18 protein-coding genes are annotated in these 23,247 nt (G+C 70.4%); 14 read left to right on the top strand and 4 right to left on the bottom strand.

Annotated features, from left to right (window positions below; all coding sequences use genetic code 11):
- The first annotated feature begins 11 nt into the window (after nt 1–11).
- Together LUX31_RS09905 and LUX31_RS09900 are read left to right on the top strand one after the other, a co-directional pair.
- On the top strand, nt 12–281 hold the full coding sequence (locus LUX31_RS09905) for a hypothetical protein (RefSeq protein ID WP_235474419.1): 270 nt from the start codon (nt 12–14) through the stop codon (nt 279–281).
- Between the two features lie 34 nt (nt 282–315).
- A complete protein-coding gene (locus tag LUX31_RS09900; protein ID WP_235474418.1) occupies nt 316–1,026 on the top strand; it encodes a class III extradiol dioxygenase subunit B-like domain-containing protein in 711 nt (236 codons plus the stop codon).
- Between the two features lie 84 nt (nt 1,027–1,110).
- On the opposite strand, the gene LUX31_RS09895 is transcribed toward LUX31_RS09900, so the two are convergent.
- Both LUX31_RS09895 and LUX31_RS09890 read right to left on the bottom strand, forming a co-directional pair.
- On the bottom strand, nt 1,111–1,383 hold the full coding sequence (locus LUX31_RS09895; protein WP_235474417.1) for an antitoxin: 273 nt from the start codon (nt 1,381–1,383) through the stop codon (nt 1,111–1,113).
- Nucleotides 1,384–1,406: 23 nt separating this feature from the next.
- A complete protein-coding gene (locus tag LUX31_RS09890) occupies nt 1,407–1,682 on the bottom strand; it encodes a hypothetical protein (protein WP_235474416.1) in 276 nt (91 codons plus the stop codon).
- 181 nt (nt 1,683–1,863) lie between these two features.
- Here LUX31_RS09890 and miaA point away from each other — a divergent pair, with 181 nt between their 5' ends.
- From miaA to hflX, 6 genes are all read left to right on the top strand, one after another.
- Nucleotides 1,864–2,802 (top strand): tRNA (adenosine(37)-N6)-dimethylallyltransferase MiaA, encoded by a 939-nt coding sequence (gene miaA, locus LUX31_RS09885; RefSeq protein WP_235474415.1) that lies wholly within the window; start codon nt 1,864–1,866, stop codon nt 2,800–2,802.
- 108 nt (nt 2,803–2,910) lie between these two features.
- Nucleotides 2,911–3,402, top strand: a complete 492-nt coding sequence (locus tag LUX31_RS09880; protein ID WP_235479858.1) for a hypothetical protein — start codon at nt 2,911–2,913, stop codon at nt 3,400–3,402.
- A gap of 113 nt (nt 3,403–3,515) precedes the next feature.
- Nucleotides 3,516–4,385, top strand: a complete 870-nt coding sequence (gene dapF / locus LUX31_RS09875; RefSeq protein WP_235474414.1) for a diaminopimelate epimerase — start codon at nt 3,516–3,518, stop codon at nt 4,383–4,385.
- Between the two features lie 297 nt (nt 4,386–4,682).
- Nucleotides 4,683–6,932, top strand: coding sequence for a RelA/SpoT family protein (locus LUX31_RS09870; RefSeq protein ID WP_235474413.1), 2,250 nt, complete (start codon nt 4,683–4,685; stop codon nt 6,930–6,932).
- Between the two features lie 69 nt (nt 6,933–7,001).
- Entirely contained in the window at nt 7,002–8,456 is a 1,455-nt protein-coding gene (locus LUX31_RS09865) for a M1 family metallopeptidase (RefSeq protein ID WP_235474412.1), read from the top strand.
- 179 nt (nt 8,457–8,635) lie between these two features.
- On the top strand, nt 8,636–10,132 hold the full coding sequence (gene hflX, locus LUX31_RS09860) for a GTPase HflX (RefSeq protein WP_235474411.1): 1,497 nt from the start codon (nt 8,636–8,638) through the stop codon (nt 10,130–10,132).
- Between the two features lie 111 nt (nt 10,133–10,243).
- On the opposite strand, the gene LUX31_RS09855 is transcribed toward hflX, so the two are convergent.
- Nucleotides 10,244–11,473: a trypsin-like serine peptidase gene (locus LUX31_RS09855; RefSeq protein WP_235474410.1), complete on the bottom strand. Its 1,230-nt coding sequence runs from the start codon at nt 11,471–11,473 to the stop codon at nt 10,244–10,246.
- A 358-nt stretch (nt 11,474–11,831) separates the two neighbouring features.
- Between LUX31_RS09855 and LUX31_RS09850 the strand changes: the two genes are divergently transcribed.
- The 4 genes from LUX31_RS09850 to LUX31_RS09835 all read left to right on the top strand — a co-directional run bounded on the left by LUX31_RS09850 (nt 11,832) and on the right by LUX31_RS09835 (nt 18,136).
- A complete protein-coding gene (locus tag LUX31_RS09850; RefSeq protein ID WP_235474409.1) occupies nt 11,832–13,325 on the top strand; it encodes a diaminobutyrate--2-oxoglutarate transaminase family protein in 1,494 nt (497 codons plus the stop codon).
- A 73-nt stretch (nt 13,326–13,398) separates the two neighbouring features.
- The gene (locus tag LUX31_RS09845; protein ID WP_443045942.1) at nt 13,399–15,324 is read left to right on the top strand and encodes an IucA/IucC family protein; all 1,926 of its coding nucleotides are present in this window, start codon (nt 13,399–13,401) and stop codon (nt 15,322–15,324) included.
- 73 nt (nt 15,325–15,397) lie between these two features.
- Complete coding sequence (locus LUX31_RS09840; protein WP_235474408.1) at nt 15,398–16,081, top strand: GNAT family N-acetyltransferase; 684 nt, start codon at nt 15,398–15,400, stop codon at nt 16,079–16,081.
- Between the two features lie 63 nt (nt 16,082–16,144).
- Nucleotides 16,145–18,136, top strand: coding sequence for an ATP-dependent DNA helicase (locus LUX31_RS09835; RefSeq protein WP_235474407.1), 1,992 nt, complete (start codon nt 16,145–16,147; stop codon nt 18,134–18,136).
- Nucleotides 18,137–18,283: 147 nt separating this feature from the next.
- On the opposite strand, the gene lexA is transcribed toward LUX31_RS09835, so the two are convergent.
- The gene (lexA, locus tag LUX31_RS09830; RefSeq protein WP_053743545.1) at nt 18,284–19,063 is read right to left on the bottom strand and encodes a transcriptional repressor LexA; all 780 of its coding nucleotides are present in this window, start codon (nt 19,061–19,063) and stop codon (nt 18,284–18,286) included.
- 510 nt (nt 19,064–19,573) lie between these two features.
- On the opposite strand from lexA, the gene nrdR reads away from it, so the two are divergent.
- Together nrdR and LUX31_RS09820 are read left to right on the top strand one after the other, a co-directional pair.
- Nucleotides 19,574–20,125, top strand: coding sequence for a transcriptional regulator NrdR (gene nrdR / locus LUX31_RS09825; protein ID WP_235474406.1), 552 nt, complete (start codon nt 19,574–19,576; stop codon nt 20,123–20,125).
- Between the two features lie 173 nt (nt 20,126–20,298).
- Nucleotides 20,299–23,196, top strand: coding sequence for a vitamin B12-dependent ribonucleotide reductase (locus tag LUX31_RS09820; RefSeq protein WP_235474405.1), 2,898 nt, complete (start codon nt 20,299–20,301; stop codon nt 23,194–23,196).
- Nucleotides 23,197–23,247 lie beyond the last annotated feature (51 nt).

The raw sequence follows: 23,247 nt of genomic DNA, 5'->3' as shown, positions 1-23,247 counted from the left end.
AGGAGCATCACATGTTGCCGTACAGCGTTGCGTTCACCGAACAGGCCGCCAAAGTGCGCGACAGCCTGACCGCCGACAGGCGTGACCTGCTGGAGCGTGGCCTGGCCATACTGGCGACCGACCCACGGCACAAGCTCTCCCATTCCGTCCTCGGCGACGAGTCCACACGTGGGCTCGCCCTGTCGCGCAATCTCTTCATCGAGTACGTGATCAGTGAGGGCAAGCTCGTGGTGCTCGTGCTCACGGTCATCGACCTGACGGACGTGCTCTTCGAGGAGTGACGCCGGGCCGTCCTCCGGGGTTACGCTGCCGATCATGCTCGTCGCCGCCGCAGTCTGCCCCTGTCCGCCCCTCCTCGTGCCCGAGGTGGCCGCGGGCGCCGCGCCCGAGCTGGACGCCGCCCGCACCGCCTGTACGGACGCGCTGGGCGTCCTCGCGGCCTCCCGCCCCGACCGCCTGCTCGTCGTCGGACCGGCGGGGGAAGGCGGGCGTGGACCGCACCCGGAGGGCACCCGCGGCTCGTTCCGCGGCTTCGGCGTGGACGTCGACGTACGCCTGGGCACCGGAGGCGCAGAGACGGAAGGGGAGCTGCCGTCGTCGCTCGCCGTCGCCGCCTGGCTGCTGGAGCGGACCGGATGGTCCGTGGCGCCCGTCGAAGGCCTGGGCGTGGGCGAACCGCTCGCGCCCGAGCGATGCTTCGAGGCCGGACGGGACATCGGCGGACGGTCGGAGCGGCTGGCCCTGCTGGTGATGGGCGACGCCAGCGCCTGCCGCACGCTCAAGGCACCGGGGTATCTGGACGAGCGGGCCGCCGGGTTCGACGAGGAGGCCGGACGGGCGCTGGGCGCGGCGGACGTGGCGGCGCTGAAGACGCTGGACGCGGAACTGGCGTACGAGCTGAAGTGTTCGGGCCGCGCCCCCTGGCAGGTCCTTGCGGGCGCGGCCGAGGACGCAGGCCTCGCGGGCGCGCTGCTGTACGAGGACGCGCCGTACGGCGTGGGGTACGTGGTCGCGGCCTGGTCGTAGAGGGCGTACGGACGCGGCGGACGGCCGGGAGCGTCTGCTCCGCGGCCGTCCGCCGATGTCGTGCGATGGTGCTGTCGGTGCCGGTCAGGAAGCCGGCGGTGGTGCGTCCGGGGGCGGCGTGAACGTGTCGTCCCGGGTGGTGTCACCGTCCTTGTGCGCGATACGGTCCACGGCGCCCTTCGCCTTGTCGGTGCCCGTATGGATCTTGTCGCTGTACTTGCCCTTGGTCTTGTCGTCGACCACCTTCGCGGCCTTGTCGAGACCCCGTTCGATCTTGTCCCCGTGCTGCTGCGCGAGGTCCGAGACCTTGTCCTTGGCCGGGGCGAGCTTCGCCTTCAAACTGTCCAGCAGGCCCATGGTTCACCTTCCCTCGCGGGCAGTCACTTGCGGGCGCCCTCACCGGCCTCGCTGTCGGCGGCTTCCTCGGCGGACTGCTGCTTGGGGATCTCGACGCCCTCGGTGGCGGCCACGGCCACGGCTTCCGGCTTCTCCGCCGTACTCTCCGTCCCGGCACCGCTGCCGGCCTCGGGCGACCCCTTCGCCACTTCCGTCTCCTCCGCCGCGGCCTCGTCCGTCACCGCGACGGACTGCTCCTCGGCGGCCGACGCCTCTTCCGCGGTCTTCGACCGTCCAAGAAACCGTGCAAAAACGCCCATATCCACTCCATACGTTACTCGTGCGGGCGAAATCCCGCGTCGCCCGGTGCGTCCGTTTGCGTCGCCCCCGTCACCGCCTCCCGAATCCGGCGGCGCGAACCTCGCAACTGGCAACGACCCCGGACACCCACCGTCACGTAACTCGTTCGAGGAGGGGTCCCGGGTTTGGGAGACTGGGGCAGTGAGCAGCACACCCCCCTCCCCCCGAGTCATCGCCGTCGTCGGCCCCACCGCAGCCGGAAAGTCCGATCTGGGCGTCTTCCTGGCCCAGCGTCTCGGCGGGGAGGTCGTCAACGCCGACTCGATGCAGCTCTACCGAGGGATGGACATCGGTACCGCCAAGCTGACGCCCGAGGAACGCGGAGGCGTCCCGCACCACCTCCTCGACATCTGGGACGTGACCGTCGCGGCCAGCGTCGCCGAGTACCAGCGCCTCGCACGCGAGCGGATCGACGCACTGCTCGCCGAGGGCCGCTGGCCGGTCCTGGTCGGCGGCTCCGGTCTGTACGTCCGTGGAGCCGTCGACAACCTGGAGTTCCCCGGCACCGATCCCGAGGTCAGGGCCCGCCTGGAGGAGGAGCTGGCCCTGCGCGGCTCCGGCGCCCTGCACGCCCGGCTGGCCGCCGCCGACCCCGAGGCCGCGCTCGCGATCCTGCCCAGCAACGGCCGCCGTATCGTCCGGGCCCTGGAGGTCATCGAGATCACCGGCAAGCCCTTCACCGCCAACCTCCCGGGCCACGACTCCGTGTACGACACCGTCCAGATCGGCGTCGACGTGTCCCGCCCCGAGCTGGACGAGCGCATCGCGCGCCGGGTCGACCGGATGTGGGCGGCGGGGCTCATGGACGAGGTGCGCGCGCTGGAGGCGCACGGCCTGCGCGAGGGGCTCACGGCATCGCGCGCGCTGGGCTACCAGCAGGTGCTCGCGGCGCTCGCGGGGGAGTACGGCGAGGACGACGCGCGTGCGGAGACCGTGCGCGCCACCAAACGCTTCGCGCGCCGTCAGGATTCATGGTTCAGACGCGATCCCCGGGTGCACTGGCTCAGTGGGGCTGCGGCGGATCTCACAGAACTTCCGGGCCTCGCACTGGCGTTGGTCGAACGACCGGTCACAGCCTGATCACGTCATGGCATCGGGACGCTCCGGCCGTCATCCAGGCCTCCGGCGCCGTGCCATCATCGAGCTTCGATCGACCAAGTGGAGTCCGAGTTGGGAGGGCGCGTGGCGATGGAGGCCGGCCCTCGCGACACCGCACAAGGCGCGGGACACGTCACCGGTGACGGTGGCGAAACGGAACAGGGCGAGGACCGTCTGAGCCCGGACGGGCCCGACGACACCCAGGGCGGCGTGACCGCCGACGGACCCGAACCGGACGAGATGTTCCTCGGGCCCGAGGTCGAGGTCGAGCTGCGCCCGCAGCGCCGTCTGCGTATCTGGCAGCTCGCCCCGATCGTGGTCCTGGCCGCGCTCGGCTCCCTGATGTTCGCCTTCCCGCTGGCGTTCGACTTCGGCGACAGCGGAGCGGTCATCGCCATGCTGGGGTTGCTCATCTGCTCCTGCGCCGCGGGCTGGGGCATGATGGCCGCCCGCAGGGTGGGCTACACGGCACCTGGGCTGGGTGACGGCCGCCGGCGGGACTGGCGGGTCGTGCTGGCGTACGTCGTGATGGGGGCCGTCGTGATCGTGCTCGCTGTGTGGCGAGTGGCCCGGTTGCGCTAAGCGCTCCGCTGGAGGGGCCGAGAGGGCTCGTGTGTTCGCTGCGGCGCCGTCGTGGCTGGGCGCGCAGTTCCCCGCGCCCCTATCGGGGCGCCCCCACCCCGTACGATCGAGGGATGAGCACGAGCATCGCCTTCCTCAAGGGCCATGGGACCGAGAACGACTTCGTGATCGTCCCCGACCCCGAGAACCTCATCGACCTCTCCCCGGCCGCCGTCGCCGCCCTGTGCGACCGGCGTGCGGGCATCGGGGGTGACGGACTGCTGCACGTCGTGCGGTCCGCCGCGCATCCCGAGGCCAGGGGCATGGCGGGCGAGGCGGAGTGGTTCATGGACTACCGCAACGGCGACGGCTCGATCGCCGAGATGTGCGGCAACGGGGTGCGGGTCTTCGCGCGCTATCTCCAGCGGGCCGGACATGTCGCCGAAGGGGACATCGCCATCGCCACGCGCGGGGGCGTGAAGAGCGTGCACCTCGCCAAGGAGGGCGACGTCACCGTCGGCATGGGCAAGGCCCTCCTCCCCGAAGGGGAGGTCACTGTACGGGTGGGGGAGCACGCCTGGCCCGCGCGGAACGTCAACATGGGCAACCCGCACGCGGTCGCCTTCGTGGACGATCTCGCGCACGCGGGCGACCTGTTCACCGTGCCGCCGTTCAGCCCCGCCTCCGTCTACCCGGACGGGGTCAACGTCGAGTTCGTGGTCGACCGCGGCCCGCGTCATGTCGCGTTCCGCGTGCACGAACGCGGGGCCGGTGAGACCCGCTCGTGCGGCACGGGCGCGTGTGCCGTCGCCGTGGCCGCCGCTCGGCGCGACGGCGCGGACCCGGCCGTGACCGGGGCCCCGGTGACGTACACCGTCGATGTGCCCGGCGGGCGCCTGGTGATCACCGAGCGGGCCGACGGCGAGATCGAGATGACCGGTCCCGCGGTGATCGTCGCCGAGGGCGAGATCGATGCGGAGTGGCTGGAAACCGCGGTGAAGTGAAGCGGGTGGTGGTCGGGCATCGCAGCCCACGGGGCCTGTGCGCCGTGGAACCGTAGTCCTGTGGCCCTCCATGACTCGGAAACGAGGTCGATCGCAGGTCGGGTGGCTCGAATGCACAGGCCCTCGAACCGTCGCTCGAATGGGTGATCCGTTTCACGCTCGACGAGAGGTGGTCAGTCGCGCGTGGTGGGCTCGGTAGCATCAAGCACCGGCCCGGACGGGGGAACAACGTCATCCCCTGAGCCGCCGTCCGCCATGGGGCATCCCGTCCGCCGGTCCAGGTAGCCGGAGGTGCCCATGAGTGCGGAGGCCACGAATCCCGCGAGCCCAGGTGCTGTGACGTCCTCGCCCAAGCTCGCGGTCTCGCTGGAGCAAGGGGGGACTCCCGCGCCCCGCCGACGGGCCCGCCCCCGGATCGACCTGCGCAGGCTGGGCAGAGCGGCCTTCCTCGGCTCCGCCACCCGCGACCGGCTGCCCGACGCCATCGGCCACGTCGCCGAGGCGCACCGCGCCCACCACCCCGACGCCGACCTGGATCCGCTGCGCCGGGCCTACGTCCTGGCCGAGTCCTCGCACCGCGGCCAGATGCGCAAGAGCGGCGAGCCGTACATCACGCACCCGCTCGCCGTGACCCTGATCCTCGCCGAACTCGGCGCGGAGACCACGACCTTGACGGCGTCTCTGCTCCACGACACCGTCGAGGACACCGATGTGACGCTGGATCAGGTCGGCGAGGAGTTCGGCGCCGAGGTCCGCTTCATCGTCGACGGTGTGACGAAGCTGGAGAAGGTCGACTACGGCGCCGCCGCCGAGCCCGAGACCTTCCGCAAGATGCTCGTCGCCACCGGGAACGACGTCCGCGTGATGTCGATCAAACTCGCCGACCGGCTGCACAACATGCGCACCCTGGGCGTGATGCGCCCCGAGAAGCAGGAACGCATCGCCAAGGTCACCCGGGACGTGCTCATCCCGCTCGCCGAACGGCTCGGCGTCCAGGCGCTCAAGACCGAACTGGAAGACCTAGTCTTCGCGATCCTGCACCCCGAGGAGTACCAGCACACCCGGGAGTTGATCGTCAACAACGCCTCCCGCGCGGACGACCCGCTCGCGGAGATCGCCGACGAGGTGCGCGCGGTACTGCGCGATTCGGGGATCCAGGCCGAAGTCCTCATCCGGCCACGGCACTTCGTGTCCCTGCACCGGACGGCGCGCAAACGCGGCACACTGCGCGGCTCCGACTTCGGGCGGGTCCTCGTCCTCGTCAACGAGGACGCCGACTGCTACGGCGTACTGGGCGAGCTGCACACGTGCATGACGCCCGTCGTCTCGGAGTTCAAGGACTTCATCGCGGTCCCCAAGTTCAACCTGTACCAGTCGCTGCACACGGCCGTCGCCCGCAAGGACGGTCAGGTCGCCGAAGTCCTCATCCGTACGCACCAGATGCACAAGGCCGCCGAGGCCGGTGTGATCGCGCTCGGCAATCCCTACGCTCCTCCTTCGGAGGAGCAGACCGACGGCGACGGGGCGCGGGCCGACCTCGAAGGCGACGGCGAGCGCATTGACCCCACCAGGCCCGGCTGGCTCTCCCGGCTGCTCGACTGGCAGGAGGCCGCGCCCGACCCCGACACCTTCTGGTCCACCCTGCGCGAGGACCTCGCCCAGGACCGCGAGATCACCGTCTTCCGGGCCGACGGCGGCTCGCTCGGGCTCCCCGAGGGCGCGAGCTGCGTGGACGCGGCCTACGCGCAGTACGGCGAGGACGCGCACGCCTGCATCGGCGCCCGGGTCAACGGCCGACTGGCGACGCTGAGCACGGTCCTGCGGGACGGCGACACGGTCCAGCTCCTCATGGGGCAGGACCCGGCCTCCGAGCCCTCCAGGGAGTGGCTGGAGCACGCGCACACACCTGTCGCCAGGATCGCCATCCAGCGCTGGCTCGCCGCCCATCCGACACACGACGAACCGACGGACGGTCCGGAGACCTCCGGCGACCTCCCGGAGGCCGAGGAGACACCCGCGGAGCCCGCCCGTGAGGCCGCCGGCGCCCGTCCCGCACAGGACGGCTCCAGCGCTGCCCCGGATGCCTCCCCTGCCGCCGCGACCGCCGTCGTCGACCAGCCCGGGGCGACCGTACGACTCGCCGGCTGCTGTACGCCCGTACCGCCCGACGAGGTCACCGGCTTCGCCGTGCGCGGGGGAGTGGTGACCGTCCACCGCGTGGAGTGCGCCGGGGTGGCGCGTATGAAGAGCACGGGGCGCGCGGAGGTCGGTGTGCACTGGGGGGACACCACCGAGGCCCGGGTCACCCTCGTCGCCGAATCGTTCGGGCGGCCCCATCTGCTGGCCGACCTCACCGAGGCCATCGCCCTGGAGGGCGTCGCGATCGTCTCGGCGACCGTCGAACCCCCCAGCCAGCAGCGCGTACGCCACACCTACACGCTCCAACTCCCGGACGCGGCGCACCTTCCGGCCCTCATGCGGGCCATGCGCAATGTGCCGGGCGTGTACGACGTGAGCCGGGCGCAGCATCACGTGGCGGTTCCCTGAGGTACCCGTTCGGGTGGGACCGGCGCGAGTCGCCGTCGTCCGGCGGGCGGGCGCTGGTAGCCGTGGTGCATGCTGCTCAACCCCCGTACCCGGTTCACGTCGGCGCTGCTCGCCTCCGCCGTCTCCGTCTGTCTCGTCGCCGCGAGTGCCCCCGCGGCACCCTTGGGCGTCGGCGACCGCCTCTTCCCGCACCTGGGCAACCCCGGGTACGACGTGGCGTCGTACGACCTGGCCTTCAGCTACCCCGGAACCAACAGCAAGCCGCTGTCCGCCGTCACGACCATCGACGCCTGGACGACCGCCCCGCTCGAACAGGTCAACCTCGACTTCTCCCACGGGAAGGTCGAGGCGGTCGAGGTCGACGGTGAACCGGCGTCGTTCGCCAGTGCGGGCGAGGACCTGGTGGTGACGCCCCGGGCGGCGCTGCCCGCCGGGAGCTGGATGCGGATCACCGTGCGGCACACCAGTGATCCCGTGTCCGCGCCCGACCGGGACGGGGGCTGGGTCCGCACCAAGGACGGGCTCGCGATGGCCAACCAGGCCGATGTCGCGCACCTGGTGTTCCCGTGCAACGACCACCCCTCCGACAAGGCGATGTTCACCATCAGGGTCACCGCCCCGAACGGCTACACGGCGGTCGCCAACGGACTGCCCGCAGGCGTCGACCGGGTCGGCAAGGCGACGACCTGGACGTATCGCACCCAGCACCCCATGGCCACCGAACTGGCCCAGGTGTCCATCGGCCGCTCCACCGTGCTGCACCGCACCGGACCGCACGGGCTGCCCGTACGCGATGTCGTGCCCACCAAGGACCGGGTGCTCCTGGAGCGCTGGTTGAAGAAGACGCCCGCGCAGATCGAGTGGATGGAGAGCAAGGTCGGCCGCTACCCGTTCGAGACGTACGGGGTGCTCATCGCCGAGGCGTCGACCGGCTTCGAGCTGGAGACACAGACCCTCTCTCTCTTCGAGAGAGACCTGTTCACCGAGCCCGCCTTCCCCGAGTGGTACGTCGACTCGATCATGGTGCACGAACTGGCCCACCAGTGGTTCGGCGACAGCGTCAGCCCGCGCACCTGGTCCGACCTGTGGCTCAACGAAGGACACGCCACCTGGTACGAGGCCCTGTACGCGGAGGAGAAGGCGGGCCGGAAGCTGGAGGACCGCATGAAGGCCGCCTACGGCTCCTCCGACCGCTGGCGCGCCGCCGGCGGACCGCCCGCCGCCCCCAAGGCGCCCAAGCCCGGCCAGAAGATCGGCATCTTCCGCCCGAGCGTCTACGACGGCGCCGCCCTCGCCCTCTACGCCCTGCGCCAGGAGATCGGCCGCCCCGCGTTCGAGCGCGTCGAGGAGGCATGGGTCGGCCTCCACAAGGACGGCATCGCGGGCACCGCCGACTTCGAGCGCCTCGCCTCCGACATCGCCGGACGGGACCTGAGCGCGTTCTTCCAGGCCTGGCTGTACGCGGAGAAGACGCCGCCGATGCCCGGCCACCCGGACTGGAAGTCCGCCACGTCCGCGACATAGCCCCGCGAAATAACACCGTGACGAGACGGGGCGTGCCGTGCGACCATCGTCAGGTCGGCGGCGCTGCCCCCGGCCTCACGGGACGGGTTCCGGGAATCTCCCGGGACGCTCGTGCGTTGTGAGCAGTGACGACGCGCAATCCGTCGCCGCAACCGAATCCCCAACGACGTAAGGACCCAATGACCTCCTCTTCTTCCCCTTCCCAGGACACTGAGCGCTTCGCGCACACCTACCCCGAAGGTCTTCGGGCCGATGCCCTGATGGAAGAGGATGTCGCCTGGAGCCACGAGATCGACGGAGACCGGGACGGCGACCAGTTCGACCGCTCCGAGCGCGCGGCCCTCCGCCGCGTGGCAGGTCTCTCCACCGAGCTCGAGGACGTCACCGAGGTCGAGTACCGCCAGCTCCGTCTGGAGCGGGTCGTGCTCGTCGGTGTGTGGACCACGGGAACCATCAAGGACGCGGACAACTCCCTCGCCGAACTGGCCGCCCTCGCGGAGACCGCGGGCGCGCTCGTGCTCGACGGCGTCGTCCAGCGCCGCGACAAGCCCGACGCGGCCACCTACATCGGCTCCGGCAAGGCCAACGAGCTGCGGGGCATCGTCATCGAGACGGGCGCCGACACGGTCATCTGCGACGGTGAGCTGAGCCCGGGCCAGCTGATCCACCTCGAAGACGTCGTCAAGGTCAAGGTCATCGACCGTACGGCCCTGATCCTCGACATCTTCGCCCAGCACGCCAAGTCCCGAGAGGGCAAGGCGCAGGTCGCGCTCGCGCAGATGCAGTACATGCTGCCGAGGCTGCGAGGCTGGGGTCAGTCGCTGTCCCGTCAGATGGGCGGCGGCAAGGGCGGCGGTCTCGCCACCCGTGGTCCCGGTGAGACCAAGATCGAGACGGACCGGCGCCGGATCCGCGAGAAGATGGCGAAGATGCGCCGGGAGATCGCGGAGATGAAGACCGGCCGCGACATCCAGCGTCAGGTGCGCCGGCGCAACAAGGTGCCCTCGGTCGCCATCGCCGGCTACACCAACGCGGGCAAGTCCTCGCTGCTCAACCGCCTCACGGGCGCGGGCGTGCTGGTCGAGAACTCCCTGTTCGCGACCCTCGACCCGACCGTGCGCCGGACCGAGACCCCTGGCGGGCGCCTCTACACGCTGGCCGACACCGTCGGCTTCGTACGGCACCTGCCGCATCACCTCGTCGAGGCGTTCCGCTCCACGATGGAGGAGGTCGGCGACTCCGACCTGATCCTGCACGTGGTCGACGGCTCGCACCCGGCGCCGGAGGAGCAGTTGGCCGCCGTGCGCGAGGTGATCAGGGATGTCGGTGCCACCGGCGTATCCGAGATCGTCGTGATCAACAAGGCGGACGCGGCGGACCCGTTGACGCTTCAGCGGCTGATGCGGATGGAGACGCGTTCCATCGCGGTGTCCGCTCGTACCGGTCAGGGCATCGACGAGCTGCTCGCGCTGATCGACAACGAGCTGCCCCGGCCCTCGGTCGAGATCGAGGCGCTCGTGCCGTACACCCACGGCGGGCTGGTCGCCCGTGCCCACACCGAGGGCGAGGTGATCTCCGAGGAGCACACCGCGGAGGGCACGTTGCTCAAGGCGCGGGTGCATGAGGAATTGGCGGCGGATCTGTCGCCGTATGTTCCGGCGGCTGCTGCGCTTTAGGCTCCGCCGGGGGGGGGCGTTGTTTGTCTGCGGGTGCGTTGTGGCTGGTCGCGCAGTTCCCCGCGCCCCTGAAATGGGCCCCCAATGCCTTCGGCATGGGGGCCCATTTCCTCACTGGTCGGCGAACTTTTCGCTTACCTCGTCGTAGATGCCCTTTGCCACCTTGCCCAGCCTCGGGCCTGCCAGCCAGCCTGAGCTGACTGGGCCGATCGACGTGTTGGAGATCAGGGTCGGGGTGCCGTCCGCGCCTGTGGTGACCCAGCCGCCGCCGGAGGAACCGCCGGTCATGGTGCAGCCGATCCGGTACATCGTCGGGTCGGCCTCGACGATCGACAGGCGGCCCGGTCGGTCCTCGCACTGGTACATCGTCTCGCCGTCGAAGGGCTCCGCCGCCGGATACCCGGTCGCCGTGATGCTCTCCACCTGCGTGACGGCGGGCGCGTCGAAGTCCACCGGAAGGGCCGAACCGACCGTCTCCTCCAGCGACTTGCCGCTGCCGCCCTTCTCCGGGGTCACATGGATGACCGCGAAGTCGTACGGTGCCCCGTCGCCGCCGGTCGCACCCCCTTGCTCGATCCACTGGTCCGAGGTCTGCGCCCAGTCACCCCACCAGACGCCGTAGGGAGCGATCTCCGCGCGTGGGGCGTTCTCCACCTCGGCGCTGGACCTGGCCGCGTTGTTGTACGACGGCACGAAGGCGATGTTGCGGTACCAGCCGCCGTTCTTGCCGGCGTGCACGCAGTGGCCCGCCGTCCAGACGAGGTTCGACTTCCCGGGGTGGGCGGGGTCCTCGACCACGGTCGCCGAGCAGACCATCGTGCCCTCGGGCCCGTCGAAGAACACCTTCCCCGCCTCGGGCGCGTTGGCGTGGTAGGCGGGCGATACGGCCTTCGCGGCCACGGCCTTCGGCGTAGGGTCGGTGACGCCTTGGTCGCCCGCGAGGTCGGTCTCGTCGACGCTCTTCTCCGGGTCGTCCGCCTCGCGCATCCGGTCCGTGTCCCAGAGGCCCTCGATGATCGGGTTGACGTAGTCCTCGGCCTCGCGCAGCCAGTCGTCCTTGTCCCAGTCCTTCCAGGCGCCGTTCTTCCACTTGTCGATGTCGATCCCGTGCTCTTTGAGCTTGTCCTTGAGCCCGTCCGGGATCGTGATCTTCCCGGCACCGTCGTCAGCGGCCGAGGCGGAGGACTGTCCGCCCGCGTCGGAGTCGCCGGAGTCGGATCCGCAGGCGGTGGCGGTGAGCGCGAGCGCCACCGCGAGGCCGACGGCGGCCGGCACGGGGGAGGTTCCGCGGCGCGCGCCCTTCCCACGGCGGCCGGCGAAGGGCGGGCGTATGGGTCGCATGATCTGTCTCCCCCTGGCGTGGTCTGACCGTGTGCTGTCCCTGCACGGCATCACACACTATGCGGTACCTATGGGGGCCATCCGATGGAACGGCAACTGTTTCGCTACAGGCGGTCCGGGCCGCCAAACGTCCGGCGGGGCGCCGATGTGACGCCGTGTCACGGCTGATTCCGGAGTGCCGGGGGAGCCGCGCCGCGCCCGCAACTGTTCCGTCCCGGCAAGGATCTTGAGGTTACCCGTGACTCCTGTGGCACGGCGGGTGTTGGTAACGGGAGGAGTGTCTCGGTGAGTTGGCGGCCGCCGGGGCGGCAGAGCAGTGGAGCAGCGGGGAGTTGGGGCGTTGGGGCTACGGGAGTCCATGGAGACGGGGGAGCGCACAGGGGCACGGGAATCCCGGGCGCCGGTGGAAGCCGACGTGGATGTCGAGGTGTGCGCGGGCGCGCGCGGGGCGCACGAGGGGATTCTGCGGCGCCAGTCGGCGCGTGAATCGGCGGCACGCACCTACGCGCGCGCCCTCCCGATCGTCCCCGTACGGGCACGCGGACTGACGATCGAGGGCGCCGACGGCCGCCGCTACCTCGACTGCCTCTCGGGCGCGGGGACCCTGGCCCTCGGGCACAACCATCCCGTCGTGCTGGAGGCGATCCGCAAGGTGCTCGACTCGGGGGCGCCGCTGCACGTCCTCGATCTGGCGACCCCCGTCAAGGACGCCTTCATCACCGAGCTGTTCCGCACCCTGCCGCCCGGACTCGCCGACCACGCGCGCGTGCAGTTCTGCGGACCGGCCGGGACGGACGCGGTGGAGGCCGCCTTCAAGCTCGTACGCGCCGCGACCGGCCGCACCGGCATGCTCGCCTTCACCGGCGCCTACCACGGCATGACCGCCGGTTCGCTGGAAGCATCCGGCCACGCGGCCGACGTACGCGTCGCCCGGCTGCCCTTCCCCCAGGACTACCGCTGCCCCTTCGGCATGGGCGGCGACCGGGGCGCCGAACTCGCCGCCCGCTGGACCGAGTCCGTCCTCGACGACACCAAGTCGGGCGTGCCCCTGCCCGCCGGGATGATCCTCGAACCCGTCCAGGGCGAGGGCGGGGTGATTCCCGCGCCGGACGCCTGGATGCGGCGTATGCGACGGATCACCGAGGACCGCTCGATCCCGCTGATCGCCGACGAGATCCAGACGGGAGTCGGCCGCACCGGCGCCTTCTGGGCGGTCGAGCACAGCGGAGTCACCCCCGACGTGATGGTGCTGTCCAAGGCCATCGGCGGCAGCCTGCCCCTGGCCGTCGTGGTCTACCGCGACGACCTCGACGTCTGGGAACCCGGCGCCCACGCGGGCACGTTCCGCGGCAACCAGCTCGCCATGGCAGCGGGCACGGCCACTCTGACGTACGTCCGCGAACACGGCCTCGCCGAGCGCGCGGCCACCCTGGGCCCCCGGATCCTCGCCCAACTCCGGAAGCTGGCAGCGGAGTTCCCGATCATCGGCGATGTACGCGGACGGGGACTGATGATCGGGGTCGAACTGGTCGGACCGGGGGAGGAACGGCAGGCGGTGGCCACTGGTCACCCAGGTGCCGATCCGGAGGTGTTTCCCCGCCCCGCCGGAGGAGGCCCGCGCCCCGCAGCGCCCCAACTGGCCGCCGCCGTACAGCGCGAGTGCCTGCGCCGTGGCCTGATCGTCGAACTCGGCGGGCGTCAGGCGAGCGTCGTTCGTCTGCTGCCGCCGCTGACCATCAGCGACGAGCAGGCCGACGCGGTACTCGACCGACTGGCCGACGCCGTGGCGGCGGTGGCGCGCGGCCACACCGAAGGACGCCCGCTCGACACCCCCTCCGAGCGAGCGGGGTAGCCACGCCGACGCCCGCTCGTACCGCTCCGGTCCCCCTGCACTCGCACTCGAACAACCCCCACGAGGAACCGTCTTGAACAGCACCCCCGTACCCGAAGGCCGTTCCCATCCCACCCCCGCGAGGGACACGGTGCCCCGGCAGAAGGCAGCCGCCGGGAGCGCCCAGTGGGCGCGCGGTGCCACGGCCGACCTCCTGGAGCACCTCGACCCCCACACCGCGGCCCAGGCCGCCGCCACCGAGAACCTGCTGCGCTGCTGGGTACGGGAGAACAACCTCACCGCCCCCACCGACGGTCTCCTCCGCATCCCCCTCCCGACCAGCGGCACCGCCCTGCTGGCACCGGTCCACTACTGGTCCCCGACCGGCTGGCACCGCTTCGGCCTCCCCCACCTGGCCGACGCCCCCGCAGGAGCCCCGGCCGCCGACGCGGTCACCGTCGCGACACTCCTCGCGAGGGAGGCGTACGACGGCCCGAAGGCGGCGGGGACGGGCAGCGGTCCGGGGAGCGATGCCACCCCCTCTCGCGCCCCCTCCGTCCTGCCCCCCGACGCCGTCGACCTGGTCGCACGTGTCGCCGACTCGGTCCGCCGTACCGCCACCTTCATCAGCGACCGGCGTGCCCAGCCGGCCGACGGGCCCGATCTCTTCCTCGCCGCCGAGCAGGCGCTGCTGCTCGGCCACCCGCTGCACCCGACCCCGAAGAGCCGCGAAGGGCTCGCCGAGGCCGAAGCCCGGCTCTACTCACCGGAGTTGCGCGGCTCCTTCCCGCTGCACTGGCTTGCGGTGGCCCCCTCCGTGCTCGCCACGGACTCCGCCTGGACCGAGGGTGGCCGGCCCGTACGCGCCGAGCAGCTCACCGAGCGGCTCGTCGGCGCCGCGCTGCCGCTCCCGCTGCCCGACGGCTACGCGGCCCTGCCCCTGCATCCCTGGCAGATCCGCGAGACCCGGCACCGCCCGCAGACCGCGGCCCTGTTCGAGGCCGGTCTGCTCCGCGACCTCTGCGCTCATGGCTCCCCCTGGTACCCCACCTCTTCCGTACGCACCGTCCATCGCTCGGGCGCCCCCGCGATGCTGAAGCTCTCGCTGGGGCTGCGCATCACCAACTCCCGGCGTGAGAACCTCCGCAAGGAACTCCACCGGGGCGTCGAGGTGCACCGGCTGCTGCGCGGCGGACTGGCCAAGCAGTGGCAGTCCGCGCACCCGGGTTTCGACATCGTCCGCGACCCGGCATGGCTCGCCGTCGACGACCCGGACGGCAGCCCCGTCACCGGCCTCGACGTGGTGATCCGGCACAACCCGTTCCACCCGGCGGACGACGTGGCCTGCATCGCGGGACTCGTCTCGCCCCGGCCGCATGCCCACCTGGAGGACCCGGCCCCGCGGTCCCGGCTCGCCGCTGTCATCACGCGGCTCGCCGGACGAACCGGGCGTCCGCGCGGCGCCGTCGCCACCGAGTGGTTCCTGCGCTACCTGGAGCAGGTCGTCCGGCCCGTGCTCTGGCTGGACAGCGAGGCCGGGATCGCCCTGGAGGCCCACCAGCAGAACACCCTGCTCCTGTTGGACGGCGACGGCTGGCCCAGGGGAGGCCGCTACCGCGACAACCAGGGGTACTACTTCCGCGAGTCCCGGCGCACCGAACTCGACTCCCGGCTGCCGGGCATCGGCGAACAGAGCGACACGTTCGTCTCCGACGAGGTCACCGACGAACGCTTCGCCTACTACCTCGGCATCAACAACGTCCTCGGCCTCATCGGCGCGTTCGGCTCCCAGCACCTCGCCGACGAACAGCTGCTGCTCGCCGCCTTCCGGCGCTTCCTCGGCGACATCGCCTCCGGTCCCGCCCGGCTGCGTACGTCCCTGCCCGGCCGGCTGCTGGACTCACCCGTCCTGCGCTGCAAGGCCAACCTGCTCACCCGGCTGCACGGACTCGACGAACTGGTCGGCCCGGTCGACACGCAGTCCGTCTACGTCAGCATCGCCAACCCCCTTCATTCCTGACGCCCCCGACACCGAAAACCCCTTTTCACCCCTGAGGAACACGCCACACCCCATCTCATGAGAGGAGCGTCCCGTGCCCCCTGCCGACGCCCGTACCGCCCCGCCCGCCGCCTTCCGTACCGGCGGCGACAGCGAGGACACACTGGAGCTGCGCCTGCCCGACGAGTTCGTCGCGATGTACGCCGACGATCTCCTCGACCGCATCGGGGACTGGGGGCCGAGCCTTACGCCCGCGGGCTCGTTCCAGCTCGTTCCCGTCGAGGTCGAGCGGGATCTCCCGTTGATCGGCCGCTGGATAAACGACCCCACCGTGGCCACCTTCTGGGATCTCGCCGGCACCGAATGCGTGACCGAGGCCCACCTGCGGTCCCAGCTCGACGGGGACGGGCGCAGCGTCCCTTGTCTCGGCGTGCTGGAGGGCACTCCGATGAGCTACTGGGAGATCTACCGGGCCGACCTCGACCCACTGGCCAGGCACTATCCCGCCCGTCCGCACGACACCGGAGTGCACCTCCTGCTCGGCGGTGTCGCCGATCGAGGGCGCGGGCTGGGCAGCATCCTGCTCAGAGCCGTCGCCGACCTCGTACTCGACCATCGCCCTGCCTGCGCGCGCGTCGTCGCGGAACCCGACCTGCGCAACACCCCCTCCGTGTCGGCCTTTCTGACCGCCGGATTCCGGTTCTCCGCCGAGCTGGACCTGCCCGCGAAGCGGGCCGCACTCATGGTCCGGGACCGAGGCGTGCGCGATGCGTTGTAGCGCCGTCGCTTCTCCCGCCTTGATCACCCGATTGTCAGTGCCGCCCCGTAGGGTGGTCGGGCTATGACGAAGCCCTCACTCCCTGAACTCCTGCATGCTGCCGTCACCGCTGTCGGCGGTACGGAGCGCCCCGGCCAGGTGACCATGGCCAAAGCCGTCGCGGAGGCGATCGACGACGGATCCCATCTGCTGGTGCAGGCAGGCACCGGCACCGGAAAGTCGCTCGGCTACCTCGTGCCCGCGCTCGCACACGGGGAGCGGGTCGTCGTCGCGACGGCGACCCTCGCCCTGCAGCGCCAGCTCGTGGAGCGCGACCTGCCGCGCACGGTCGACGCATTGCATCCCGTGCTGCGCCGCCGCCCCGAGTTCGCGATGCTCAAGGGGAGATCGAACTACCTGTGCCTGCACCGCCTCCACGAGGGCGTGCCGCAGGAGGAGGACGAGGGCCTCTTCGACCAGTTCGAGGCGGCGGCGCCCACCAGCAAGCTGGGCCAGGATCTGCTGCGCCTGCGCGAGTGGTCCGACGAGACCGAGACCGGCGACCGCGACGGCCTCACCCCCGGCGTCTCCGACCGCGCCTGGGCGCAGGTCTCCGTCTCCTCCCGGGAGTGCCTGGGCGCCACGAAGTGCGCGTACGGAGCCGAGTGCTTCGCCGAGATGGCCCGGGAGCGGGCCAAGCTCGCGGAGGTGATCGTCACGAACCACGCGCTGCTCGCGATCGACGCCATCGAGGGCGCGCCCGTCCTCCCGCAGCACGAGGTGCTGATCGTCGACGAGGCGCACGAACTGGTCTCCCGGGTCACCGGAGTGGCCACAGGCGAACTCACTCCCGGCCAGGTCAACCGTGCCGTGCGCCGCGCGGCGAAGCTCGTCAACGAGAAGGCCGCCGACCAGCTCCAGACCGCGGCCGAGGGCTTCGAGCGGGTGATGGAGCTGGCCCTGCCGGGCCGCCTGGAGGAGGTCCCGGAAGATCTCGGGTACGCCCTGATGGCGCTACGGGACGCGGCCCGCACGGTGATCTCCGGGATCGGCGCGACCCGCGACAAGTCGGTCCAGGACGAGGACGCGGTCCGCAAACAGGCGCTGGCCTCGGTGGAGAGCGTGCACGACGTCGCGGAGCGGATCGCGAACGGCTCCGAGTGGGACGTCGTCTGGTACGAGCGGCACGACCGCTTCGGAGCCTCCCTGCGGGTCGCCCCCATGTCGGTGTCGGGCCTCCTCAGGGAGAAGCTCTTCACGGACCGCTCCGTCGTCCTGACCTCCGCGACGCTCAAGCTCGGCGGCGACTTCAACGGCGTCGGGGCCTCCCTGGGCCTCGCCCCCGAGGGCACGGCGGGCGACGACCTCCCGCAGTGGAAGGGCGTCGACGTCGGCTCGCCCTTCGACTACCCGAAGCAGGGCATCCTGTACGTCGCCAAGCACCTGGCGCGCCCCGCGCGCGACGGTGACCGCGGGGACATGCTCGACGAGCTGACGGAGCTGATCCAGGCGGCGGGCGGGCGCACGCTCGGCCTGTTCTCCTCGATGCGGGCCGCCCAGCTCGCGGCGGAGGAACTGCGTTCCCGTATCCCCGAGTTCCCGATCCTCCTCCAGGGCGAGGAGACGCTCGGCGAGCTGATCAAGAACTTCGCGGCGGACCCCAAGACCTGTCTGTTCGGCACGCTGTCGCTCTGGCAGGGCGTCGACGTCCCGGGCGCCAGCTGCCAGCTGGTCGTCATGGACAAGATCCCGTTCCCGCGCCCGGACGACCCGCTGATGAGCGCCCGCCAGAAGGCCGTCGAGGACGCCGGGGGCAACGGCTTCATGGCCGTCGCCGCCACCCACGCGGCACTGCTCATGGCCCAGGGCGCCGGCCGCCTCGTACGGGCGACGGGGGACCGCGGTGTGGTCGCCGTACTGGACCAGCGGCTGGCCACGGCCCGGTACGGCAGCTATCTGAAGGCGTCCCTGCCGGACTTCTGGTACACCACGGACCGCAATGTGGTCCGGCGCTCACTGGCCGCGATCGACGCGGCGGCGAAGCAGACGGAGAACGCCGAGCCGGCCGAGGCGTAGACGTCACTGTGCGGGCCACCGACTTCAGTCGGTGGCCCGCACAGTCACGCACCTGCACACACGGGGACAGCACAGGGCCCCGGAACCGGCGCAGGGGTTCCGGGGCCCGGTCGGGGGCGGGTCCGACGACCCGCCGCCTCCCGCAGCTCACACGCGGCGGAGCACCGCCACCACCTTGCCGAGGATCGTCGCCTCGTCGCCGGGGATCGGCTGGTACGCGGAGTTGTGCGGGAGGAGCCAGACATGGCCGTCCTCGCGCTTGAAGCGCTTGACCGTGGCCTCGCCCTCCAGCATCGCGGCCACGATGTCGCCGTTCTCCGCGACCGGCTGGCGGCGGACGGTCACCCAGTCGCCGTCGCAGATCGCGGCCTCGATCATCGAGTCACCGACGACCTTCAGGACGAACAGTTCGCCGTCGCCCACCAGTTGGCGGGGGAGCGGAAACACGTCCTCGACCGATTCCTCGGCGAGGATGGGACCGCCGGCGGCGATCCGTCCCACAAGTGGGACATAGGACGCCGCGGGTTTGCCCGCGGTGTCCGTGGGCTGCACGGAAGCCCCTTGGTCGGAACCGCGCACCTCATAGGCGCGCGGGCGGTGTGGATCGCGGCGCAGGAATCCCTTGCGCTCCAGGGCCATGAGCTGGTGTGCGACCGATGAGGTACTGGAGAGGCCGACTGCCTGCCCGATCTCGCGCATCGACGGCGGGTAACCGCGTCGCTGCACGGAGTCCCTGATGACCTCGATCACGCGCCGTTGCCGGTCGGTGAGTCCCGAGCTGTCCGCTCGGATTCCTGGAGGTCGCCCAGGGAGGGACCGCTTGTGTCCCTCGGGATTCGTGGCTTCGTTCATCGCATGCACCGGCTCGAGTCGGCCCTGGGAGCGGTCCTGGGCAGTGATGGTGGCACTGTCTGCGGTGGTGGTCACGTCGGCCCCTCTCGATGGTCTCCCGTGCAGTGCAACGGTAGTTGCTTTCGAAAGGTTGCGCCAAACACACGTTCGAGTGAAAAATTGAGGATGGCCTGCCGCGATCAGATGTTTGGGTGTATGGCCCATGCCGTGCCGGGCGGACAAAAGGGCTCATTGTTGTACCCTTCACCGCCGGGGTGACGACCTCGTGGGCCGCTGCCCAAGTCTGCCACCCGGGAGCCCGTCAACCGGGATTCGCCCCCTGTCGCACGCGGTTCTCACCGTATCTCCGCATGTTCGCGAGCGGTATGGCCGTACGGCACATGCCAATACGGGTGCGACACGCTGATACGCGATGGATGTACGGGCCAATCCCCACATCTAGTGGTTGGATTGCGGCAGTAGCCCAGAAGTTGTGGTCCCCCGGGTCTTCGGTCCCTCGGGCATCGCCTATGCTGGGGGCTGCTTCGAGGGGCCCGAGGGGTTCCGAGAGGCCATTGAGTCTGCTGTGAGGGAGGGTTGGAGACCATGCACTGCCCCTTCTGCAGGCACCCCGACAGCCGCGTCGTCGACAGTCGTACGACCGACGACGGCACGTCGATCCGCAGGCGCCGCCAGTGTCCCGACTGCACTCGCCGGTTCACGACCGTCGAGACGTGCTCGCTCATGGTGGTCAAGCGGTCCGGAGTCACCGAGCCTTTCAGTCGTACGAAGGTCATCAACGGCGTGCGCAAGGCATGCCAGGGACGACCTGTCACCGAGGACGCACTCGCCCAACTCGGCCAGCGGGTCGAGGAAGCGGTGCGGGCCACCGGAAGCGCCGAGCTGACCACCCACGACGTGGGGCTGGCCATACTCGGTCCGCTGCAGGAACTCGACCTCGTCGCCTACCTGCGATTCGCGTCCGTCTACCGGGCGTTCGACTCGCTGGACGACTTCGAGGCCGCCGTCGCGGAACTCAGGGAAACATCGCGCCGCCCCGCCGAGGACGACGAAGACCCGGATGTGGGGCGCCAGGAAGACGACCGCGGGAGCGGAGGGACCACTCAGGTCCCCGTGCCCGCCAACGCCGCCGACTGACCGGCGGACCGGACCCGGACGGTGTGTTCGGAGTTCGGAACCGGCCGGAGTGGCGGCGAACCAAGGACCTGCTGCGGACGGCCCCGAGGGGGTACCCGCAGCGCGAGAAACAACACCGTGTCATGGGAACAACGTGACACTTCTGGGCGTTTTGCCCGATACAGGGAGGCGGCATGACAGAGACGGCGAGCGGTCCGGCACGGAGTTCCCGCGCCAAGGGCAGCACCAAGGCGAGCAAGGGGCTGCGCATCGAGCGCATCCACACCACCCCCGGCGTGCATCCGTACGACGAGGTCGAGTGGGCGAGCCGTGACGTCGTCATGACCAACTGGCGCGACGGCTCGGTCAATTTCGAGCAGCGTGGCGTCGAGTTCCCCGCCGAGTGGGCGGTGAACGCGGTCAACATCGTCACCAGCAAGTACTTCCGCGGTGCGGTCGGCACCCCGCAGCGCGAGGTGAGCCTCAAGCAGCTCATCGACCGCATCGTGAAGACGTACACGAAGGCCGGAGAGGAGTACAAGTACTTCGCCTCCCCGGCCGACGCCGAGATCTTCGAGCACGAGCTGGCCTACGCCCTCCTGCACCAGATCTTCAGCTTCAACAGCCCCGTCTGGTTCAACGTCGGGACCCCGCAGCCCCAGCAGGTCTCGGCCTGCTTCATCCTGGCCGTCGACGACTCCATGGAGTCGATCCTCGACTGGTACAAGGAAGAGGGCATGATCTTCAAGGGCGGCTCCGGCGCCGGCCTGAACCTCTCCCGGATCCGCTCCTCCAAGGAACTGCTCTCCTCCGGCGGCAACGCCTCGGGGCCGGTCTCCTTCATGCGCGGTGCCGACGCCTCGGCAGGAACGATCAAGTCGGGCGGCGCCACCCGCCGCGCGGCCAAGATGGTCATCCTCGACGTCGACCACCCCGACATCGAGGACTTCATCGAGACCAAGGTGAAGGAAGAGGAGAAGATCCGCGCCCTGCGCGACGCGGGCTTCGACATGGACCTGGGCGGCGACGACATCACGTCCGTCCAGTACCAGAACGCCAACAACTCGGTCCGCGTGAACGACACGTTCATGAAGGCGGTCGAGGCGGGCGGCAAGTTCGGGCTCACCTCCCGGATGACCGGCGAGGTCATCGAGGAGGTCGACGCCAAGGAGCTCTTCCGCAAGATGGCCGTCGCGGCCTGGGCCTGCGCCGACCCGGGCATCCAGTACGACGACACGATCAACCGCTGGCACACCTGCCCGGAGTCCGGCCGTATCAACGGCTCGAACCCGTGCAGCGAGTACATGCACCTGGACAACACGTCCTGCAACCTCGCCTCGCTGAACCTGATGAAGTTCCTCAAGGACGACGGCAAGGGCCGTCAGTCCTTCGAGATCGACCGCTTCGCGAAGGTCGTCGAGCTGGTCATCACCGCGATGGACATCTCCATCTGCTTCGCGGACTTCCCGACCCAGAAGATCGGCGAGAACACGCGCGCGTTCCGCCAGCTCGGCATCGGCTACGCCAACCTCGGCGCCCTGCTGATGGCGACCGGTCACGCGTACGACTCCGAGGGCGGCCGTGCCCTGGCCGGTGCCATCACCTCCCTGATGACCGGCACGTCGTACCGCCGTTCCGCCGAACTCGCCGCGGTCGTCGGCCCGTACGACGGCTACGCCCGCAACGCGCAGCCGCACCTGCGGGTCATGAAGCAGCACGCCGACGAGAACGACAAGGCCGTCCGTATCGACGACCTGGACACCCCGATCTGGGCCGCCGCCACGGAGGCCTGGCAGGACGTCGTCCGGATCGGCGAGAAGAACGGTTTCCGTAACGCGCAGGCGTCCGTCATCGCCCCGACCGGCACCATCGGTCTCGCGATGTCCTGCGACACCACGGGACTTGAGCCCGACCTCGCACTGGTCAAGTTCAAGAAACTCGTCGGCGGCGGCTCGATGCAGATCGTCAACGGCACGGTCCCGCAGGCCCTGCGCCGCCTGGGCTACCAGGAGGAGCAGATCGAGGCGATCGTCGCCCACATCGCCGAGCACGGCCATGTGATCGACGCCCCGAGCCTCAAGCACGAGCACTACGAGGTGTTCGACTGCGCCATGGGCGAGCGGACCATCTCCGCGATGGGCCACGTCCGCATGATGGCCGCGATCCAGCCCTGGATCTCCGGCGCCCTGTCCAAGACGGTCAACATGCCGGAGACGGCGACCGTCGAGGAGGTCGAGGAGATCTACTTCGAGGCCTGGAAGATGGGCGTCAAGGCGCTCGCGATCTACCGCGACAACTGCAAGGTCGGTCAGCCGCTCTCCGTCAAGAAGAAGGAGGACGAGAAGACCGAGGTGACCGCGAAGGCCGAGGCGACGATCCGTGAGGCCGTCGAGAAGGTCGTCGAGTACCGCCCGGTCCGCAAGCGCCTCCCCAAGGGCCGTCCTGGCATCACCACGTCCTTCACGGTCGGTGGCGCCGAGGGCTACATGACCGCCAACTCCTACCCGGACGACGGTCTCGGCGAGGTCTTCCTGAAGATGTCCAAGCAGGGCTCGACCCTCGCGGGCATGATGGACGCCTTCTCGATCGCCATCTCGGTGGGTCTGCAGTACGGCGTGCCGCTGGAGACGTACGTCTCGAAGTTCACGAACATGCGCTTCGAGCCGGCCGGTATGACGGACGACCCCGATGTCCGCATGGCCCAGTCGATCGTCGACTACATCTTCCGTCGCCTGGCGCTGGACTTCCTTCCCTTCGAGACGCGTTCCGCCCTCGGCATCCACTCCGCCGACGAGCGCCAGCGGCACCTGGAGACGGGTTCCTACGAGCCGACCGACGACGAGGTCGACATCGAGGGCCTGGCCCAGTCGGCGCCCCGCGCGCAGGAGCTGAAGGCCGTGGCGACCCCGAAGGCCGTTGCGGAAGCGGTCCAGCCGGTTCTGCAGCAGGTGCACACCAGCGCCGAACTGGTGGAGATGCAGCTGGGCATCCAGGCGGACGCCCCGCTGTGCTTCTCCTGCGGCACGAAGATGCAGCGGGCCGGGTCCTGCTACATCTGCGAGGGCTGCGGGTCGACCAGCGGTTGCAGCTGACCAGTGAGTGAGGGAGGGGCACCGGCTTCGCGCCGGTGCCCCTCCGTCGTC

Source organism: Streptomyces sp. GQFP (assembly GCF_021545335.1).
Classification (GTDB): domain Bacteria; phylum Actinomycetota; class Actinomycetes; order Streptomycetales; family Streptomycetaceae; genus Streptomyces.
The sequence above is the reverse complement of the archived record's forward strand: the minus strand, read 5'-3'. Positions and strand labels throughout refer to the sequence as shown.

Coding starts and splice junctions, on each gene's coding strand:
- LUX31_RS09905 (WP_235474419.1), top strand. CDS start 12: ATGTTGCCGTACAGCGTTGCGTTCACCGAACAGGCCGCCAAAGTGCGC.
- LUX31_RS09900 (WP_235474418.1), top strand. CDS start 316: ATGCTCGTCGCCGCCGCAGTCTGCCCCTGTCCGCCCCTCCTCGTGCCC.
- LUX31_RS09895 (WP_235474417.1), bottom strand. CDS start 1,383: ATGGGCCTGCTGGACAGTTTGAAGGCGAAGCTCGCCCCGGCCAAGGAC.
- LUX31_RS09890 (WP_235474416.1), bottom strand. CDS start 1,682: ATGGGCGTTTTTGCACGGTTTCTTGGACGGTCGAAGACCGCGGAAGAG.
- LUX31_RS09880 (WP_235479858.1), top strand. CDS start 2,911: ATGGAGGCCGGCCCTCGCGACACCGCACAAGGCGCGGGACACGTCACC.
- dapF (WP_235474414.1), top strand. CDS start 3,516: ATGAGCACGAGCATCGCCTTCCTCAAGGGCCATGGGACCGAGAACGAC.
- LUX31_RS09870 (WP_235474413.1), top strand. CDS start 4,683: ATGAGTGCGGAGGCCACGAATCCCGCGAGCCCAGGTGCTGTGACGTCC.
- LUX31_RS09865 (WP_235474412.1), top strand. CDS start 7,002: ATGCTGCTCAACCCCCGTACCCGGTTCACGTCGGCGCTGCTCGCCTCC.
- hflX (WP_235474411.1), top strand. CDS start 8,636: ATGACCTCCTCTTCTTCCCCTTCCCAGGACACTGAGCGCTTCGCGCAC.
- LUX31_RS09855 (WP_235474410.1), bottom strand. CDS start 11,473: ATGCGACCCATACGCCCGCCCTTCGCCGGCCGCCGTGGGAAGGGCGCG.
- LUX31_RS09850 (WP_235474409.1), top strand. CDS start 11,832: ATGGAGACGGGGGAGCGCACAGGGGCACGGGAATCCCGGGCGCCGGTG.
- LUX31_RS09835 (WP_235474407.1), top strand. CDS start 16,145: ATGACGAAGCCCTCACTCCCTGAACTCCTGCATGCTGCCGTCACCGCT.
- nrdR (WP_235474406.1), top strand. CDS start 19,574: ATGCACTGCCCCTTCTGCAGGCACCCCGACAGCCGCGTCGTCGACAGT.
- LUX31_RS09820 (WP_235474405.1), top strand. CDS start 20,299: ATGACAGAGACGGCGAGCGGTCCGGCACGGAGTTCCCGCGCCAAGGGC.